The sequence below is a fragment of the Streptomyces sp. NPDC002566 genome, assembly GCF_042889585.1.
Lineage (GTDB): Bacteria > Actinomycetota > Actinomycetes > Streptomycetales > Streptomycetaceae > Streptomyces.
This window is the reverse complement of sequence record NZ_JBIARD010000002.1, coordinates 335,345-353,706: the sequence shown is the minus strand read 5'-3', so window position 1 is coordinate 353,706 and position 18,362 is coordinate 335,345. Positions and strand designations below refer to the sequence as shown.

At 73.2% G+C, this 18,362-nt stretch carries 18 protein-coding genes; 11 read left to right on the top strand and 7 right to left on the bottom strand.

The features are described from left to right. Positions 1-150: 150 nt before the first annotated feature. Entirely contained in the window at positions 151-891 is a 741-nt protein-coding gene (locus tag ACFYXA_RS08800) for a DUF1775 domain-containing protein (RefSeq protein WP_389029900.1), read from the bottom strand. Positions 892-966: 75 nt separating this feature from the next. Continuing rightward, a complete protein-coding gene (locus ACFYXA_RS08795; protein WP_389029897.1) occupies positions 967-1,647 on the bottom strand; it encodes a hypothetical protein in 681 nt (226 codons plus the stop codon). Between the two features lie 171 nt (positions 1,648-1,818). On the opposite strand from ACFYXA_RS08795, the gene ACFYXA_RS08790 reads away from it, so the two are divergent. The 5 genes from ACFYXA_RS08790 to ACFYXA_RS08770 all read left to right on the top strand — a co-directional run bounded on the left by ACFYXA_RS08790 (position 1,819) and on the right by ACFYXA_RS08770 (position 7,786). Further along, on the top strand, positions 1,819-2,430 hold the full coding sequence (locus tag ACFYXA_RS08790) for a TetR/AcrR family transcriptional regulator (protein WP_389029894.1): 612 nt from the start codon (positions 1,819-1,821) through the stop codon (positions 2,428-2,430). Continuing rightward, on the top strand, positions 2,427-3,458 hold the full coding sequence (locus ACFYXA_RS08785; protein WP_389029891.1) for a DMT family transporter: 1,032 nt from the start codon (positions 2,427-2,429) through the stop codon (positions 3,456-3,458). Before ACFYXA_RS08790 ends, ACFYXA_RS08785 begins: the two co-directional genes overlap by 4 nt. Positions 3,459-3,468: 10 nt before the next feature. Then, positions 3,469-3,918, top strand: coding sequence for an RpiB/LacA/LacB family sugar-phosphate isomerase (locus tag ACFYXA_RS08780; RefSeq protein ID WP_352248447.1), 450 nt, complete (start codon positions 3,469-3,471; stop codon positions 3,916-3,918). A gap of 177 nt (positions 3,919-4,095) precedes the next feature. Then, positions 4,096-6,480, top strand: a complete 2,385-nt coding sequence (locus tag ACFYXA_RS08775) for a phosphoketolase (RefSeq protein ID WP_389029887.1) — start codon at positions 4,096-4,098, stop codon at positions 6,478-6,480. Positions 6,481-6,766: 286 nt separating this feature from the next. Further along, positions 6,767-7,786: a RimK family alpha-L-glutamate ligase gene (locus ACFYXA_RS08770; RefSeq protein ID WP_389029884.1), complete on the top strand. Its 1,020-nt coding sequence runs from the start codon at positions 6,767-6,769 to the stop codon at positions 7,784-7,786. Here the strand turns inward: ACFYXA_RS08770 and ACFYXA_RS08765 are convergent. Together ACFYXA_RS08765 and ppk2 are read right to left on the bottom strand one after the other, a co-directional pair. Further along, positions 7,776-9,704 (bottom strand): PAS domain S-box protein, encoded by a 1,929-nt coding sequence (locus tag ACFYXA_RS08765; RefSeq protein WP_389029881.1) that lies wholly within the window; start codon positions 9,702-9,704, stop codon positions 7,776-7,778. The two genes, ACFYXA_RS08770 and ACFYXA_RS08765, sit on opposite strands and share 11 nt — an antisense overlap. 119 nt (positions 9,705-9,823) lie before the next feature. Then, positions 9,824-10,627, bottom strand: a complete 804-nt coding sequence (ppk2, locus tag ACFYXA_RS08760; RefSeq protein WP_389029878.1) for a polyphosphate kinase 2 — start codon at positions 10,625-10,627, stop codon at positions 9,824-9,826. 135 nt (positions 10,628-10,762) lie between these two features. Between ppk2 and ACFYXA_RS08755 the strand changes: the two genes are divergently transcribed. Further along, on the top strand, positions 10,763-11,617 hold the full coding sequence (locus ACFYXA_RS08755; protein WP_389029875.1) for a fructosamine kinase family protein: 855 nt from the start codon (positions 10,763-10,765) through the stop codon (positions 11,615-11,617). Positions 11,618-11,697: 80 nt separating this feature from the next. Here the strand turns inward: ACFYXA_RS08755 and ACFYXA_RS08750 are convergent, their stop codons facing one another. After that, positions 11,698-12,063, bottom strand: coding sequence for a DUF6479 family protein (locus ACFYXA_RS08750; RefSeq protein WP_389029872.1), 366 nt, complete (start codon positions 12,061-12,063; stop codon positions 11,698-11,700). Between the two features lie 98 nt (positions 12,064-12,161). Between ACFYXA_RS08750 and ACFYXA_RS08745 the strand changes: the two genes are divergently transcribed. The 5 genes from ACFYXA_RS08745 (at position 12,162) to ACFYXA_RS08725 (ending at position 16,864) form a co-directional block, all read left to right on the top strand. Next, on the top strand, positions 12,162-12,536 hold the full coding sequence (locus ACFYXA_RS08745) for a ferredoxin (protein ID WP_351089453.1): 375 nt from the start codon (positions 12,162-12,164) through the stop codon (positions 12,534-12,536). Positions 12,537-12,726: 190 nt separating this feature from the next. Beyond that, complete coding sequence (locus ACFYXA_RS08740; RefSeq protein ID WP_352248461.1) at positions 12,727-13,905, top strand: acyl-CoA dehydrogenase family protein; 1,179 nt, start codon at positions 12,727-12,729, stop codon at positions 13,903-13,905. Between the two features lie 87 nt (positions 13,906-13,992). Beyond that, entirely contained in the window at positions 13,993-14,598 is a 606-nt protein-coding gene (locus tag ACFYXA_RS08735; protein ID WP_352248462.1) for a hypothetical protein, read from the top strand. A 58-nt stretch (positions 14,599-14,656) separates the two neighbouring features. After that, complete coding sequence (locus ACFYXA_RS08730; RefSeq protein WP_389029867.1) at positions 14,657-15,577, top strand: DUF1918 domain-containing protein; 921 nt, start codon at positions 14,657-14,659, stop codon at positions 15,575-15,577. Between the two features lie 216 nt (positions 15,578-15,793). Then, a complete protein-coding gene (locus ACFYXA_RS08725) occupies positions 15,794-16,864 on the top strand; it encodes a zinc-dependent alcohol dehydrogenase family protein (protein ID WP_389029864.1) in 1,071 nt (356 codons plus the stop codon). A 13-nt stretch (positions 16,865-16,877) separates the two neighbouring features. Here the strand turns inward: ACFYXA_RS08725 and ACFYXA_RS08720 are convergent, their stop codons facing one another. Beyond that, positions 16,878-17,915, bottom strand: coding sequence for an SPFH domain-containing protein (locus ACFYXA_RS08720; RefSeq protein WP_351089524.1), 1,038 nt, complete (start codon positions 17,913-17,915; stop codon positions 16,878-16,880). Between the two features lie 4 nt (positions 17,916-17,919). Continuing rightward, complete coding sequence (locus tag ACFYXA_RS08715) at positions 17,920-18,351, bottom strand: NfeD family protein (RefSeq protein WP_352248515.1); 432 nt, start codon at positions 18,349-18,351, stop codon at positions 17,920-17,922. Between the last annotated feature and the right edge of the window lie 11 nt (positions 18,352-18,362).

Genomic DNA, 18,362 nt, shown 5'->3' with positions numbered 1-18,362 from the left:
CGGATCACCGAAGCCGGACTGCCGACTGACGTCGGTGCGCCGGGGCGCCGTCACCGTGCGACCCGCAGGCGAGCTGACCGCCGCTCCGGTGACACCCGCCCCGATCGACCGCCCACGGAGGCAGGCCCCCGTTCCCGTCGGCCGTGTCGGCTACTGCTGCGAGCCGCCGCGGCGTCGTACGAGGAAGACCGCGGCCGCTGCCGCCGCGAGGAGTGCGGCGATGATGCCCGTCCAGGCGCCCGCCGACAGTCCGCCGTCGTCGTCCTTCTCGGCCGCCGCCCGCGGGGACGCGTCCTCGGCGGATGGCGAAGGAGACGCTGAGGGGCTCGCCGGCGCGGCCGAGGTCTCCGGCGCGCTGGGGGAGGGGGCGGCCGACTGCGCACCGGGCGCCGCCGCCTTCAGCTTCAGTACGGGGGCCTGGTTGCCGTGCCCGTGTCCCTCGCCCTCCGACTCGCCCAGCTCGATCCAGCGGTCCACCTTGCCGTCGCCGTACGTCTGGAGCGTCTTGAACACCAGCTCCTTGGCGTCCGGCAACTGGCGTACGACTACGGAGTGTTCGGCGTCCTCGCCGACCTTCACGGCGGGCCCCTTCACGACGTAGCCGTCGTTGGTCGCGGTGAACGTCCAGCCCTTGGGGCCCTCGCCGTACACCACGTCGGTGGGGGCGATGCCCTTGGGCAGGATGATCCGCAGCTGGGTGATGCCGGCCGAGGCGGACTCCGACTCGGCCACGAAGGTGAGTTCGACGTTCTGCGCCAGCGCCTGAGCGGTCTTCGACGTCACCTCCACATGGGCGGCGGCCGGAACGGCGGTGAGCAGGACGGCGGTTGTCGCGGCGGCGGTGGCGACGGCGAGGCGCCGCGCGGTGCGCGACAGGGTGTTGCGGGACATGGGTGTCTCCAGGCACGGGTGACGGGGTGGGCCGGGGGAGGCGTGCGGCATGGCCGAACGGCCGTCCCGGCGAGGTCAGTTGGCGAGAACCGTTCCCGTGGGCGGAGGACCCCGCCGCACCACCGCGTGTGCGAGCACCGGTTGGGCCGACGGCGGTCGGTCGTCGCGCGCCGGTACGGCCGTCGGCGTTCCGTGTCCCGTCCCGGTCCGCCCCGTGAGCGCGGTCGCGAGGCCGGCGGCGGTGTGCAGGTGCGCCCGTACGGCGTCGAGCGCCGCCGTGAGTGCCCGGGTCAGGGTCCAGCACGCCGTGTCCGCCCGGTGCAGGAGGAAGGCGACCAGCGCGGCGACCAGAGCGTGGGCCGCTGTCATGGCGAGGGAGTCGTGCACGGGCGCGTACCAGGCGGCGTGGAGATGTCCGCCGTGCGCATGGCCGCTCATAACCGAGTCGGCGCCCTGGGGCGCGCGGACGGCGTGCGGCGTCAGTGTCAGCCACAGGTGCAGCCCGGACTGCGCGGCCACGCTGGCGGCGACGACCGTGACGAGCCGCCGCGGGCGACGCGCGCCGACCAGACCCAGCGCGAACAGTGCGACGGCCGCGATCGAGCCCCGCGTCCACGGCACCCGCTCCTCGGCGAGCAGACGGTGGGCGCTCGCGCCCAGCGCCGTGCCGACGGCGGCGAACACCGCCGCCCGCAGGACGGCCAGGGGCGCCTGGCGCGTCTGAGCTGCGCGGGAGGTGGTGACGAGTCGGTGCATGGCCCGATCATCATGAGCCATCACCCGCCCGGTCGGCGGCCGGTGGGGGAAAGAGACCGATACGTCCCCCGCCGGCACCGCCGCTTACCTGAGCAGCGCTCATTAGGTAGACTGACCTACCTATTATCGGAGCTGCGCCGTAAGAGCTGTGACCACCGCGACGGAGGACCTGTGACCAGCGAGACCGGAACCGCCGCGCCCCGCCCCGGCCGACGGCGGGGCAGCGCTCGGGAGCGGCTGCTCGCCGCCGCCGCGCGCCGTTTCTACGCCGACGGCGTGTCGGCCACCGGGATCGACGCCATCACCGCCGAAGCGGGCGTGGCGAAGATGAGCCTCTACAACAACTTCTCGTCCAAGGCCGACCTGGTGCTCGCCTACCTCGACGCCCGGCACGAGGAGTGGCTGTCCCTCTACCGGCGCCGGCTGGAGGAGGCCACGGACGCCCGGAGCGGCGTCCTGGCGGTCTTCGACGCGTACGCCGACCACGCGGCGTCCGCCTACGAGCGCGGCTTCCGGGGATGCGGACTGCTGAACGCGGCTGCCGAACTGCCCGCGGGCGACGCGGGGCGCGCGGTGGTGCGCCGGCACAAGGAGGAGGTCGAGGCGCTGCTCGCCGGACACCTGGCGCACCTGCTGCCCGGGCGTCCCGAGGAGGCGCGTACGGCGGCGGAGCATCTGGCCTTCCTGCTGGAGGGCGCCATGGCCCGCGCAGGTCTGGAGGGCGCCGGAACACGTCTGGAGCACGCCCGCACGATGGCGGCCGACCTGCTGGACCGGCTGTGAGGGGGCCTTCCGGACGGGCCTCCGCCTCGGTGGGCATCGGCTCGCTGTGCGTCCTGGTGGCGTCGGTGCTGTGGGGCACCACGGGCACCGCGGCGACCTTCGCCCCGGACGTGGGCCCGCTCGCGATCGGGGCCGTCGCCATGGGCCTCGGCGGACTGCTCCAGGCCCTCGTCGCCGCTCCCCGCATCCGCCGGGAAGCGCCCGCGCTGAGGGCGCGGCGCGCCGTCGTGCTGCTCGGGGCCGGCGCGGTGGGGGCCTACCCGCTGGCGTTCTACAGCTCCATGCACCTGGCCGGGGTCGCCGCCGGGACGGTCGTGTCCATCGGCTCCGCCCCGCTCGCCTCGGCCGTCATCGAGCGGGCCGTCGACGGACGGCGGCTGACGCGCCGCTGGACGGCCGGCGCGGCCCTGGGCCTGACCGGGACGGTGCTGCTGTGCGCGGCCGAGGCGTCCCAGGCGCACTCCGCCGGCGGAAGCCGCTCCGTCGGGTCGACCGTGCTCGGGGTGGGGCTCGGCCTGCTGGCCGGCTCCACCTACGCCCTGTACTCGTGGGCGGCGCACCGCCTGATCAGCGGCGGGGTCACCTCCGGCGCGGCCATGGGCGCCGTCTTCGGCCTCGGCGGACTGCTGCTCCTGCCCGTGCTGCTGGCCACCGGAGCCCCGCTGCTCGACTCCCCGCAAGCCGCCTCGGTCGGCCTCTACATGGCCCTGGTGCCCATGTTCGGCGGCTACGTCCTGTTCGGCTGGGGCCTGGCCCACGTCCCGGCGAGCACCGCGACCACGCTCTCCCTGCTGGAGCCCGCCGTCGCCGCCGTCCTCGCGGTCCTGGTCGTCGGCGAACGTCTGCCCTCGCTGGGCTGGCTCGGCGTAACCCTGGTCGTCGCCTGCCTCGCCGTCCTCACCGCCCCGTCCCGCACCGCACGTACGCCCGCGGAACCGGAGAACCCGCCGGGCGCACCCGCCCCGGCCTCCTGGCGGGCCGCCCCGAGCCGGCCCACCGGCGCGACAGCGCACCCTTCCGCTCAGTAGGCTCCCAGGCATGCGGATCTCCGTTTCCTCGGACATGGACGAACCCGTGGCCCGCGCCCTCGTCGCGGAGTTGCGCGGACGCGGGCACGACGTCGTGACGCACGGAGCGCTGCGCCCCGGCGCGGACCCCCAGTGGGCGGTGTGCTCGGAGGCGGCGGCGCGGGACGTGGCCGACGGCGTGTCGGAGCAGGCGGTGGTGTGCTGCTGGACCGGCACCGGCGCGTCCATCGCCGCGAACAAGGTGCCCGGAGTGCGCGCGGCCCTGTGCACCGACGCCTACACGGCCGACGGCGCCCGCCGCTGGAACGACGCCAACGTCCTCGCCCTCGGACTGCGCCTGACCTCGGAGCCGCTCCTCAAGGAGATCCTCGACGCCTGGTTCGGCGGCGACGCCAGCGAGGACGTCGAGGACCTGCGCAACATCACCCACATCGCGCGCCTGGACGCCGGACGCAGGTAGGACGGAAGCCCCCCCTCGCGTTGTTGCGGGGGCGCCGGGCGGTCCGGCGGCCGGCCCGATCGGCTCCGTCGCAGAGGGGTCGTTCGGCCCTGGCGGGTACCCGGCGGCCGGGAGAGGGTGGGGAGGTGCGCACCGGCATGCACCTCCCGCCGAACCCGATCCGGAAGGGAACCCGAGATGTCCGTCGACACGCAGCAGGCGTCCACCCGGCTCACCGACGACGAGCTGAGGACACTGGACGCCCACTGGCGCGCCGCGAACTACCTGTCCGTCGGCCAGATCTACCTCATGGCCAACCCCCTGCTCACCGAGCCGCTGCGCCCCGAACACGTCAAACCGAGGCTGCTCGGCCACTGGGGCACCTCACCCGGCCTCAACCTCGTCCACACCCACCTCAACCGCGTCATCCGCGCCCGTAACCTGGACGCGCTGTGCGTCTGGGGGCCGGGGCACGGTGGGCCCGCCGTGGTCGCCAACTCCTGGCTGGAGGGCTCCTACACCGAGATCTACCCCGACGTAACCCGGGACGCGGCCGGCATGGCCCGCCTGTTCAAGCAGTTCTCGTTCCCCGGCGGAGTCCCGAGCCACGTCGCCCCCGAGACGCCCGGCTCGATCCACGAGGGCGGCGAACTGGGCTACTCGCTCTCCCACGCCTACGGCGCCGCCTACGACAACCCCGACCTGTTCGTGGCCTGCGTGATCGGCGACGGAGAGGCCGAGACCGGCCCGCTGGCCGCGTCCTGGCACTCCAACAAGTTCCTCGACCCTGTCCACGACGGCGCCGTCCTGCCGATCCTCCACCTCAACGGCTACAAGATCGCCAATCCGACGGTCCTCGCCCGCCTCCCCGAGACCGAACTCGACGAACTGCTGCGCGGCTACGGCCACGACCCGCTCCACGTCACCGGCGACGACCCGGCCGCCGTCCACCGTGCGATGGCCCAGGCCTTCGACACCGCGCTCGACCGCATCGCCGCGATCCAGCGCGCCGCCCGCGAGGACGGCGCCGTCGAACGCCCCCGCTGGCCCGTGATCGTCCTGCGCACCCCGAAGGGATGGACCGGCCCGGCACAGGTCGACGGCCTCCCCGTGGAGGGCACCTGGCGCTCCCACCAGGTGCCGCTGGCCGCCGTCCGCGACGACCCCGGTCATCTGCGGCAACTGGAGACATGGCTGCGCTACTACCGCCCGGAGGAACTCTTCGACGAGCACGGCGCGCCCCGGCCCGACGTGCTGGCCTGCGTCCCCGAGGGGACCCGCCGCCTCGGCGCCACCCCGCACGCCAACGGCGGCCTGCTGCTGCGCGAACTCCCCGTGCCGGATCTGGAGCAGTACGCCGTCCCCGTCGACAAGCCCGGCGCGACCCAGCACGAACCCACCGCCGTCCTGGGCGAGTTGCTCAAAGAGGTGATGCGATCCACCGCCGACCGGCGTGACTTCCGCCTGGTCGGGCCCGACGAGACCGCCTCCAACCGCCTGCAGGCCGTCTACGGCGCCAGCGGCAAGGCGTGGCAGGCGGGGACCCTCGAGGTCGACGAACACCTCGACCGGCACGGCCGGGTGATGGAGATCCTCTCCGAACACACCTGCCAGGGCTGGCTGGAGGGATACCTCCTCACCGGACGGCACGGACTGTTCTCCTGCTACGAGGCGTTCGTGCACATCGTCGACTCCATGGTCAACCAGCACATCAAGTGGCTGCGGGTCACCCGCCGGCTGCCCTGGCGCGCACCCATCGCCTCCCTCAACTACCTGCTCACCTCGCACGTCTGGCGCCAGGACCACAACGGCTTCTCCCACCAGGACCCCGGCTTCGTCGACCACGTCCTCAACAAGAGCCCGGAAGCCGTCCGGGTCTACCTGCCGCCGGACGCCAACACCCTGCTGTCCGTGGCCGACCACGTCCTGCGCAGCCGCGACTACGTCAACGTCGTCGTGGCCGGAAAGCAGCCCTGCTTCGACTGGCTGAGCCTGGAGCAGGCCCGCGTCCACTGCGCGCGCGGCGCCGGGATCTGGGACTGGGCCGGCACGGAGACCGGCACGCGCGAACCGGACGTCGTCCTCGCCTGCGCCGGCGACGTCCCCACCCAGGAGGTGCTGGCCGCCGCCCAACTGCTGCGCCGGCACCTGCCGGAACTCGCCGTTCGGGTCGTCAACGTCGTCGACATCGCCCGGCTGATGCCCAGCGGTGAACACCCCCACGGCATGAACGACTTCGAGTTCGACGGACTGTTCACCGCCGACAAGCCGATCGTCTTCGCCTACCACGGCTACCCCTGGCTGATCCACCGCCTCGCCTACCGCCGCAACGGACACGCCAACCTGCACGTCCGCGGGTACAAGGAGTTCGGCACCACGACCACGCCGTTCGACATGGTCGTGCGCAACGACCTCGACCGCTACCGGCTCGTCATGGACGTCATCGACCGCGTGCCCGGGCTCGCCGTGCGCGCGGCGGGCGTACGCCAGCGGATGGAGGACGCGCGACTGCGTCACCACGACTGGATCCGCGTCCACGGCACCGACCTTCCCGAGGTCGCCGACTGGTCCTGGGACGGCTGACCCGCCGGCCGGCTGGGGCAGGGCGCACGGGTGGGGGCGGGCGGCGCAGGGTGAGGGGCAGGGCGCCGGCCCGTGTGCGCCCTGTTCCGCCTTCCCCGCGGGCGCTTACAGTGTTCGGCCGGCCCCGCGACGAGGATCCGGCGGGGCCCGATCCTCACCACCGTCGTGGCCGCCGGCCGCCGGGGGCGAGGACCGCCCGCGCGACAGGCACCATCCCGTGACGCCGTTCGGCCGCAGTCGGGTGCCCGCGGTCCGAACACGCGTCGTGAGCCATTGGAGGCCGCTCGTGTCTCGACCGTGCATCGCCCTGATCGCCGATCCGACATCGCCCGAAGGCTGCCGGGAGTACCTCGCCCGGGCGGTGGAACTGCTCACCGGCGCACCGCCCGTCCGGGTCGACTCCCGGCACTTCGCGACCGGCGGGGCCGGCCGCCACATCCGCGACGGAGACCGGTTACGGCTCCGAGTGCCGCACGAGGGAGTCGACCTCACGCCCGACATCGTCGTGCTCTACGAGATCCCGCCGCACCGCCGCCGCGCCTACGCCCCCTTCCAGGACCTGCTGCGACGCCACGGCGTGCCGACCCTCGCCGCCGGCCCGGACGCCTGGCGCGCCGCGACCGAGAAGAACCTCACCGTCGAGCGCTTCCAGCGGGACGGCGTCGCACAGATGGAGACCCTCGTCCTGTCCCGCCCGTCGCCCAGGGAGACGGCCGCCGCGTTCGAACGGCTCGACCGCGACGCCTGGGCCCGCCCGGTCGTCGGCACCGGCGGCAACGACACCTTCCATGTCACCACCCCCGCCCGCCTCGCCCGGGCCAGGGCCTTCTACGCCGAGCGGGGCACCGACTGGATGCTCTCCCGGGACGCCGGCAACATCACCGCCGACGGCCTGCGCCACCAGTTCCGCGTCTTCGTCCTCGAAGGCCGCGTCGTGCACGCCCGCGAGCACCTCCAGCCCGACCCCGACACCCCCTGCAACACCTGCCGGGGCGCCACCGCCGTGCACATCGCCCCGCCGGACCTGCCGCCCCGCCTCGCCGAACTCGCCGTCGCCGCGACACGGTCGGTCGGGCTGCCGTTCGCCGGCGTCGACCTCGCCGTCGAGAACGGCGGCGTGGTCTTCGAGGTGAACGTCCAACCCGCCTTCGTCGACGGCGACATCGAGGTCGACGCCGTGGCCGTGCCGTACATCCGGGCCCACTTGGAGGCCTACGCGGCGGCCCGGGGCGCCGGCCGGGCGTCCCGGCTGCCCCGCCCGGCGGGGACGGTGCTCGGCGCCCGCCCGGGAGGGTTCACAGCCTGAGCGTGAACCACGTCGTCTTGCCCTCGTCGGTCGGCCGCACACCCCAGTCCTCGGCGAGGGCCCGGACCAGGATCAGACCGCGCCCGCACTCCTCGTGCTCCGCCGCCTGGCGCGGCTGCGGCAGGTGCGGGCTGCGGTCGCCGACCTCGATCGTGAGGTCGGTGGCGGTGCGGTGCAGCCGCAGACTGATCGGGCCTTCGGCGTGCAGCACGGCGTTGGTCAGCGTCTCCGACAGCAGCAGAAGCGCGTCGTCGGCGTGCTCGGCGCAGTTCCAAGAGGTCAGCGCCTTGTGCAGAAAGGCGCGCCCCTCCGGCACGGAGGCCGCGACGGCGGGGAGTTCGGTCGTGACCGCCGCCAGCGGCGCGGCCGGCAGCTGCGCCAGCAGCAGGGTGACGTCGTCGTTGTGGCTGTCGGGGTCGGGCAGCAGGCCGGCCAGCACCTGGTCCGCAGCGGTCTCCAGACAGGGCGTGCCGAGGAGCAGGTCCTCCAGAAGCAGGCTGAGTTCGCCGATGCGCAGCTCGATGTCACTGCCCGGCGTCTCGATCAGGCCGTCGGTGTACAGCACCAGGGTGGCGCCCGGAGGTATCTCCGAACTGGACTGCTCGTACAGCACGTCGCCCACGCCGAGGGGCGCGTTGACCGGACAGGACAGGGGCCGGATCCCGTCGTCCGCGCGGGCGACCAGGACCGGCAGATGGCCCGCCGAGCAGACGGTCACGGTGCCGGCGTCCGGCGCGATCACCAGGTAGCAGCAGGTGACCAGCTGGTCGGGCACGTCGAGGTCGGCCACACAGGTGTCCAGCGCCCGCATCAACTGCCGCGGCTGCATACCGGTCTTCGCCAGCGCGTGCGCCGCCGAACGCAGTTGGCCCATCACGGCGGCGGCCTCCAGACCGCGCCCCATCACGTCGCCTATCAGCACCCCCACCCGGTCGCCGCCCAGCGGGATCAGGTCGAACCAGTCGCCGCCCACGCCGGCGCCCTGGGTCGCGGGCCGGTAGCGGCTGGCGGTGGCCAGGCCCGGCAGCGCGGGCGGGGTGCCCATCAGGGAGCGCTGGAGGGTCAGCGCGATGTGCCGCTGCTGCTCGTACAGGGCGGTGAGCTCGGCCTCCGCGCGCTTGCGGTCGCTGATGTCCCGCACGATCGCGCACGCCCCGACCACCGTGCCGTGCGTGTCGCGCGTCGGCCACAGGGTCACGTCCACGTCGAGCAGCGCCTCGGTGCGGGTGACCCGCAGGGCCTCGAAGTGCTCCACCTTGCGGCCCCTCCGCAGGCGCTTGAGCAGCGCTCTGACCTCGCCGCGCAGGTCCGGCGGCGCCAGCAGCGACACGTTCAGGCCGATGACCTCCTCGGCGGTGTAGCCGTACAGGCGCTGCGCGGCGGCGTTCCAGTACGTGATGCGGCCGTCGAGGGTGTGGGCCAGGATCGCGTCCTGGGAGGACTCCACCAGCGCGGCCAGTTCGTTGATGCGGGCCTCGGCCGCCTTGCGGTCGCTGACGTCCCGAACCGCCGCCGACACCAGCAGGCCGTCCGTCGTCTCCAGCGGGCTCAGACTGATCTCGACGGGGAACTCGGTGCCGTCCTTGCGCAGTCCGTGCAGTTCCAGACCGGCGCCCATGGGGCGGACCTGGCGGTTGGCCGCGTATCCGTCACGGTGCTCGGTGTGGTTGTCGCGGAAGCGGTGCGGCATCAGCAACTCGACGGGACGGCCCAGGAGTTCCTCGCGGCCGTAGCCGAAAAGCGCCTCCGTCTGGGCGTTGACGAGCCTGATGGCGCCCGTGTCGTCGACGATGACCATCGCGTCGGGCGCGGCTTCCAGAAGCCCCCGGAACCGCTCCTCGGCCCCGGCCTCGCGCACCGGGACGCGGCAGTCGCACCGTTGTCGTGCCGCCGGTTCCGCCTGCATCAAGTCGGCCATGATCCACCTCACCTTGCGCGACGATGAGGGTCATCACAGCGCTTTTCCGCCACCGCCGTCAGGTGATGTCGTTTACTGACCGCTCACGCCCGAAGCTGGCCACAGGCGTCCCGGGTGCGTCACAGGTGCGCCGCGTGGTCGGGGACGTAGGTCTGCAGATCGCGCGGGGTGCGCCGGTATCCCGTGGACGGCGGCCGCTCCGGAAGGTCCGGCACGGGCGGCAGCTCCTTGCGGTACGGCACCGAGTCCAGCAGGTGGGCGATCATGTTCAGCCGGGCCCGCCGCTTGTCGTCGCTCTCCACGATGTACCAGGGCGCCTCGGCGATGTCGGTGTGCACCATCATCTCGTCCTTGGCCCGGGAGTACTCCTCCCAGCGGGTGATCGACTCCAGGTCCATCGGCGAGAGCTTCCAGCGCCGCAGCGGGTCCTCCAGGCGGCGGCGGAACCGGTCCTGCTGCTCGGTGTCGCTCACCGAGAACCAGTACTTGCGCAGCAGGACGCCGTCCTCGACCAGCATCCGCTCGAAGATCGGGCACTGGCGCAGGAACAACCGGTGCTCCTCGTGGGTGCAGAACCCCATCACGCGCTCGACCCCGGCCCGGTTGTACCAGGACCGGTCGAACAGCGCGATCTCGCCGCCGGCCGGAAGCTGCTCGGCGTACCGCTGGAAGTACCACTGGGTGCGCTCGCGTTCGGTCGGCTTCGGCAGGGCGACGATCCGGGCGACACGGGGGTTGAGGTGCTCGGCGATCCTCTTGATCGTGCCGCCCTTGCCGGCCGCGTCCCGCCCCTCGAACACGACGACCAGGCGCACCCCCTCGGCCCGCACCCACTCCTGCAGTTTGACCAACTCGGTCTGCAGCCGCAGCAGTTCCTCCTCGTACGCCTTCCTCGGCACCTTCGCCGACCGCGCCTCGCCCATGCCGCCCGTCCCCTCGCCGCCCGCGGAACGCCTACGGCTCCCACGGTACGCGGGGGGTGGGACACGGGCGCGGTGTGCGCCCGCCGAATCGCGAAGGGCCGCGGCGGCAGGCGTCGTAGGGTGGGTCGGATGGGTATGGCTGACGAAGCTCCGGGACATGTGGCCGCCCGGTTCGCCGGCGGGGTCGCCGTCCGGGAACACGCGGTGGCCGGGAACCTCGTGGAAGTGGTCCTCCAGGACGGGCGGACCGTGCTGGTCAAGAGCGCGGGCGACCCGCGCGCGGTGCGGGCCGAGGCCGCGGGGCTGCGGTGGCTGGCCGACGCCGGTGCGGTCCGGGTGCCGGCCGTGCACGGGCATGACGAGCGCCGGCTGGTGATCGACCGGGTCCCGGGCGGCCGCCCGTCCCCGGAGGCCGCCCGCCGGTTCGGGCAGGCGCTGGCGGCCCTGCACGCCGCGGGCGCTCCCGCCTTCGGCGCCCCGCCGCCCGGCGGGCCGGAGGACGCCTTCATCGGGCTCGCACCCCTGCGCAACGTGACGGGCGCGGACTGGCCTGCCTGGTACGCCGAGCACCGCGTGCTGCCGTACCTGCGCCGGGCGGTCGACGACGGCGCCGTGCTCCCCGCGGAGGCGGTCGCCGTCGAGCGCCTGTGCGCGCGGCTGCCCGAGCTGGCCGGCCCCGCCGAGCCGCCCGCGCGCCTCCACGGCGACCTGTGGAACGGCAACGTCCTGTGGGGCGATGACGGCGACGTCTGGCTGATCGACCCCGCTGCGCACGGCGGGCACCGCGAGACCGACCTCGCGATGCTCGACCTGTTCGGCTGCCCGCACCTGGAGCGGGTGCTCGACGGCTACCGGGAGGCGGCCCCGCTCACCGACGGATGGCGTGAACGCGTCGGGCTCCACCAGCTCTTCCCGCTGCTGGTGCACGCGGTGCTCTTCGGCCGCCCGTACGCGGAGCAGGCGGTGGAGATCGCGACCCGGGCGGTGTGAGGGGTGGGCGGTCGCGACCTGGGCGGTGTGAGGCGTGGGCGACACGTCCCAGCCTCCGCGCGGGTCGCCCGCCCGCCGGCTCAGTGGCCGCCCAGACCGCCGCCGCCGAACGAGCCGCTGCTGCCCTTGCTCCAGCGCGGCCGGGACTTGGCGTCGCTCGGCCGGGTCTGCAGATTGGTCAGCTCGTACGGAGTGAGCGCGCGACCGCCCTTGGAGACCCGCGGTACGTCGTCCGGCTCCCGGTTCTCGCGGATCTCGTGCACCGGCCCCTCCGGTGGAAGGTGCGGCTGCTCATCGGGACGCGGCCGGGGAGGTTCGCGCCGCTTGACGCGTGCTCCCAGCCAGAAACTGCCCGCCAGCAGGGCCATGAGGACCATGGCCACCAGGAACATCGCCAGGCTGAGCAGACCGCTCGACGCGGCCAGCTGCGAGGTTGCGGTAGACATATCAGGCGAATACCCCCGCAATCGGACACGAACCCCCTGACCGGGCTGCGGACGCCGAGTGATGGTTTGGCCCGGCCTGTCCCGGCAACCCGCCTGGTGTGACTACCACAGCATCCCAACAGGAACTCTTCCGGTTCCTGGAGGACCGCTTCGCTTGCGCCCAGGCCTGCACCGAATGTGCCCGCTCGTGTGCGCTGCGCGCGAGCCTCGTGGATCCGGACGGAACGGAACAGCAGGAACTCCTGCGGCGCAAGGGCATCATGTGCGCGGAGGTCTGCGACGCGACCTGCCGTGTGCTGTCCGAGGACAACCGGATGGACGAGGCGGGCATCCGCGTCCAGCTGGAGTGGTGCCGGACCGTCTGCCTGGAGACCGCCCACGTCTTCGACAAGCAGCCGGGCGCGGAGGACGGCGCGGCCGCCTGCCGCGCCTGCGCCAAGGCCTGCACGGACTTCCTCGCCACGCTGAACTAGCGCACCCCGAGCGCGCCCCGAACTGAGCCCGACCCGTGAGTGCGGCCCGCAGCGACCGTGCCCCTGAGCCCACTCGGCAGCCCCCTGCGCCCCCGGTGCGGCGCACCCCGCGCCGCCCATTCCCAATTTCTGGAACACGTTCTACGGTGTGCGCCGTCAGGACACCGGCCTTGGGAAGCCAGGAGGCGCCGTGCACCTCGACCACACCCCCGAGCAGCTCCGGCTGCGCACCGAACTACGCGCCTACTTCGCCGAGTTGGTGCCTCACAACGCCTACGCCCGGCACTCCGACCCGGTCGGCGCCAAACGCTTCTACCGGGCCGTCATCCGCCGCCTCGGCGCCGACGGCTGGCTCGGCGTCGGCTGGCCGAAGGAGTACGGGGGCCGCGGCCTGACCCCCACCGAGCAGTTCGTCTTCTTCGACGAGGCCGCCCAGGCCGGCGTACCGCTGCCCCTGATGGCGCTCAACACCGTCGGTCCGACGATCATGCGGTACGGCACGGAAGAGCAGAAGGCGTACTTCCTGCCGAAGATCCTCTCCGGCGAGATCGACTTCGCCATCGGCTACAGCGAGCCCGGCGCGGGCACCGACCTGGCGTCCCTCAAGACCCGTGCGGTGCGCGAGGGCGAGGAGTACGTCGTCAACGGCCAGAAGATCTGGACCACCAACGGCGACACCGCGGACTGGGTGTGGCTGGCCGTGCGCACCGACCCCGACGCCCCACCGCACAAGGGCATCACCATGCTCCTCGTGCCGACCACCGACCCCGGCTACTCCTGCACCCTCATCCACACCCTCGCCGGCCACGACACCACCGCCAGCTACTACGAGAACGTCCGCGTCCCGGTGACCCACCGCGTCGGCGCGGAGAACCAGGGCTGGCGGCTGATCACCAACCAGCTCAACCACGAACGCGTCACCCTCGCCGCCCACGGCACCATGGCGATCCGCGCCCTGCACGACGTACAGCGCTGGGCGACGGAGACCAAGCTCGCCGACGGCCGCCGCGTCGTCGACCTGCCCTGGGTGCGGCGCCGGCTCGCCCAGACCCACGTCAGACTCGACGCGCTCAAGCTGCTCAACTGGCAGATGGTGGGGGCGCTGCAGAACGGCACGCTCACCCCGCAGGACGCCTCCGCCGTCAAGGTCTACGGCTCCGAGGCGCGGCGGGACGCCTACGCCTGGCTGATGGAGATCGTCGCCGCCCCAGGCGCCCTCCAGGAGGGCTCGGCGGGCGCCGTCCTGCACGGCGAACTGGAACGCGGCTACCGCTCCGCCGTCATCTTCACCTTCGGCGGCGGCAACAACGAGATCCAGCGGGAGATCATCTCGTGGATCGGCCTCGGGATGCCGCGCGTGAGGCGCTGACCGGCGGCTCCCATCGTGTGGCGTGGCGGCGGGCTCCGTCTCGTACCAAGCTGGACATGACGCCGGCGACCTGCTGGAGGCCGAGTCATGAGTGCACAGAACGCGCCGCACGCGTCCGGTCCGCCCCCACCGCGCCCGCAGCGCGTGCCGAAGAGGGCGAATCCCCTGCGGCGCACGTCCGACAGGTTCGAGTCCTGGTTCCGGGGCCTGGTGACTCTGCTCCTGGTCCTCGGCCTGCCGGCGGCGGCGATCAGCGCGGGGCTGACGGCGTACGAGGCGTCGATACGCACCGTGCGGATCCAGTCCGCGGAGCGGCAGGAGGTCACCGCCAGGGTGACGGACGACGTCAAGGGCGACGCCGCCGACGGGAAACGGCAGGCCCTGGTCCGCTGGACGTCCGCCGACGGCGCGGTGCGTACGGGGACGACCCTGGTGGAGTCGGGGACGTCCAAGGGCGCCGCCCTGCAGGTGTGGGTGGACCGCGACGGCAGCCTCACCGGCGCGCCGATGAACGAGCTCAACGCGACGACCACCGGCTGGTTCGTGGGCGCCATGGCGGCGGCCGGCGTGGCCGCCGTGTACCTCGTGGCGAAGTCCGGCATGCGCCGGCTGCTGGACCGCAGGAGGTACGCCCAGTGGGACGCCGAGTGGAACACGGTGGAACCCCAGTGGTCCGCGCGTTTCCGCCGGTGACGGACCCGCTGACGGATGCCGCACCGCTTCCACGACTTCAACGAGAGGGGCGACGGCCATGCGAGCTCACCTCGGCGACCGTCTCGTCGTCGACAGCCCGGCGACCGGCATCACCGGGCGCGACGGCGAGATCGTCGGACTCCGCCACGAGGACGGAACACCTCCCTACGACGTGCGCTGGTCGGACACCGACGAGGTGACCCTCGTGTTCCCCGGGCCCGACGCCCACGTCCGGCACACGGAGCACGGGGCCGCCGGCGGTTCCTCCCCGCCGGGCGCGGCCGGTGCCGCGGCCGCCCGGCCGGCCGGGGCCCCGCACCCCGCCGACATCGGCCGGCGTCTGGCCGCCGAACGCCGCAGGCGGGGACTCGGCCGGGACGAGACGGCCCGCCGCGCCCGTATCTCGTCCGCCTACCTGGCCTACCTGGAGGAACAGCCGGCCGACCCGAGCGCGGCGACCCTCCTCGCGCTGGCCGCCGCGCTGGGCACCACCGCCACGGCCCTGCGCGGGGCCGACGTCGAACTGCCGCCAGGACAGGGGCAGGCGCTGCCGCACCCCCAGCTGCGCGACCTCGCTCCGCAGGAGTGCCGCCGCCTGCTGTCCACGCACGGCGTGGGGCGGGTCGCGGTCTCGGCGCCCGACGGGCACCCCGCGGTCGTCCCGGTCAACTACGACGTCGTGGACGGCGACATCGTCTTCCGCACCGCGCCCGACTCCGTGGCCGCGGCGGCCGTCGGCACGGAGGTCGCCTTCGAGGTCGACCACGTGGACGAGGTCATGAGCGAAGGCTGGAGCGTGCTCGCAGTGGGCCCCGCCGGCGTCGTCACCGAGCCCGAGGCCGTTCGCGGGCTCGCCCTGCGCGCCCGCTCCACGCCCTGGGCGGGCGGTGGACGCGACATGTGGGTGTCGATCCGTCCCACTCGCCTGACGGGCCGGCGCATCACCTCGGCCGATCGGCAGCCGCGCAGGCCGGAGTGAAGCCCGCGCCCGCAACTCCCGGCGGCTCGGGCGGCCCTCGCGGGCGCGGCTGTCCATCGGCCGGGACGATGGCGCTGCCGGCCTGCCTCGGCTGAGCGCGGGAGGGGCCGGCAGGCGGGTGCCCGGGGGCCGGACGGCCCGAGCGGAACTCCTCAGGACGGGACAAGCTGGATGTAGGGGGCATACCGTACCGGACCGCGAAGGATGAGGAAGATCATGAAAGGCTTCGTCTTCCACGGCCCCGGGCAGTCCGCCTGGGAGGACGTCCCGGACCCGGCCGTCAAGGAACCCACCGACGCGATCGTGCGGGTCGACGCCGTCACCGTCTGCGGCACGGATCTGCACATCCTGAAGGGCGACGTCCCCGAGGTGCGCCCGGGCACGGTCCTGGGCCACGAGGCCGTCGGCGAGATCATGGAGGTCGGCGGCGATGTGCGGACCGTGCGTCCGGGTGACCGGGTGCTGGTGTCGTGCATCAGCTCCTGCGGCCGCTGCCGCTTCTGCCGGGAGGGCGTGTACGGCCAGTGCCGGGGCGGCGGGGGCTGGATCCTCGGCCACCTCGTCGACGGCACCCAGGCCGAGTACGTCCGCGTCCCCTTCGCCGACCTGTCCGCGCACGCCCTGCCGGCGGCCGTGGAGAGCAAGGACGCGGTCCTGCTCGCGGACATCTTCCCGACGGCGTACGAGGTCGGCGTCCGCAACGGCCGCGTGGGCCCGGGCGACACCGTCGCCGTCGTCGGCGCCGGACCCATCGGGCTGGCGGCGATCGTCACGGCCCGTCTCCTCGCCCCCGAGCGGATCGTCGCCGTCGACCTCGCCGCGTCCCGGCTGGTGGCCGCCCGGCGGCTGGGCGCCGACGCGGTGGCCGACGCGGGCGAGGACCCGGAGCAGCTGATCGCCGATCTCACCGACGGGCTCGGCGCGGACGTGGTCATCGAGGCGGTCGGGGCTCCGGAGAGCTTCGAACTGTGCACGCGCATGGTCCGGCCCGGCGGCCACGTGGCCAACATCGGCGTCCACGGCCGGCCCGCCACGCTGCACCTTGAAGACCTGTGGATCAAGAACGTGACCATCACCACCGGGCTGGTGGACACGCACTCCACCCCGACCCTGCTGCGGATGGCCGCCGCCGGCCGGCTGCCCACCGGGCACCTGGTCACCCACACCTTCCCGATGGAGCACATGGAGGAGGCGTACGACGTCTTCTCCCGGGCCGCCGACACCGGCGCCCTGAAGGTGGTGCTCGGCGGCCCGCCGCACGACGAACTCGCCGTCGTCGCGGCCTGAGCCGGAGAGCGCGTCAACCGGTGCGCCGGCGAGGCGGCCCGCCCGGGGACGGGGAGCCGTCGGCCTCGGCGGCGTCCGCCAGGGCTTCGGCCGCCGCCCGCGCCGCCTGGGCCGTGTCGTCGGCCGCCTGCGCGGCCATGTCGGCCCGCGGGGGTTCGTCGAGGGTGGCCGGCGACGGCGGAAGGACTTCGCTGAACGCCTTCGACACACCGTGCAGCGCGGAAGTGATCTCGCTCGGGATGACCCAGAAATTGTTGCCCGAGCCCTGCGCCAGCTGGGGCAGGGCCTGGAGGTACTGGTAGGCGAGGAGCTTGGGGTCGGGGTCGTTGCGGTGGACGGCCTGGAAAACCTCGTCGATCGCCCGCGACTGGCCCTCCGCCTGGAGGATCGCTGCCGTCCTGTTCCCCTCCGCGCGCAGGACGGCGGCCTGCTTGTCCCCCTCGGCGGTGAGGATCTGCGACTGGCGCTGCCCCTCCGCGCCCAGGATGGCGGCCCGCTTGTCCCGCTCGGCCCGCATCTGCTTCTGCATCGCCTCCTTGATGGACTGGGGAGGGTCGATGGCCTTGATCTCCACCCGGTTGACCCGCAGTCCCCACTTGCCGGTGGCCTCGTCGAGCACCCCGCGCAACTGGCTGTTGATGGTGTCGCGGGAGGTCAGGGTCTTCTCCAGGTCCATGGAGCCCACCACGTTGCGCAGGGTGGTGACGGTCAACTGCTCGACCGCCTGGAGGAAGTTGGCGATCTCGTAGAAGGCGGCGCGGGGGTCCGTCACCTGGAAGTACAGGACGGTGTCGATCTCGACGACCAGGTTGTCCTCGGTGATCACCGGCTGCGGCCGGAAGGAGACCACCTGCTCACGCAGGTCGATCAGCGCGTGCACCCGGTCGATGTAGGGGATGACGAGGTTCAGGCCGGGCGTGAGGGTCCGGTGGTAGCGGCCGAGCCGTTCGACGTTGCGGGCGCGCGCCTGCGGCACGATCCGCACCGCGCGGACGACGGTGAAGATCGCGAACAGTGCGACGAGCAGAGCGGCTATGAGTGACGCAGACATGGCTTCAGTCCCGGGGGTAGACGAACGCTGTCGTACCGCTGATCTCCATGACGTCGACGGTGGTCCCGGGCGCGATGACCAGGGTGTCGTCGTAGGAGCGAGCCGACCATTCCTCGCCGTCGATACGGACCCTGCCGCCCGTGCCCGTCACCTCCGACACCGCGAGGGCGGTCTTGCCGATCAGGGCGTCGATGCCGAAGCGCGGCCCCTGCGGCGGGAGCAGGTGGCGCAGCGCGACAGGGCGGACGAAGAGCAGGCTGACGGCGGCGACGAGGGCGTACGCGACGAGTTGGAGGACCGGCGGGAGGCCTGCCGCGGCGAGGCCGGCGGTGGCCAGCGCGGCAGCGCTCAGCATCCCGAGCGCGGCGGTGAGGGTGAAGATCTCCGCCACGGCCAGGACGGCCGCGATGATCAGCCATATCAGCCACGGATCCATGACGTGCCCGC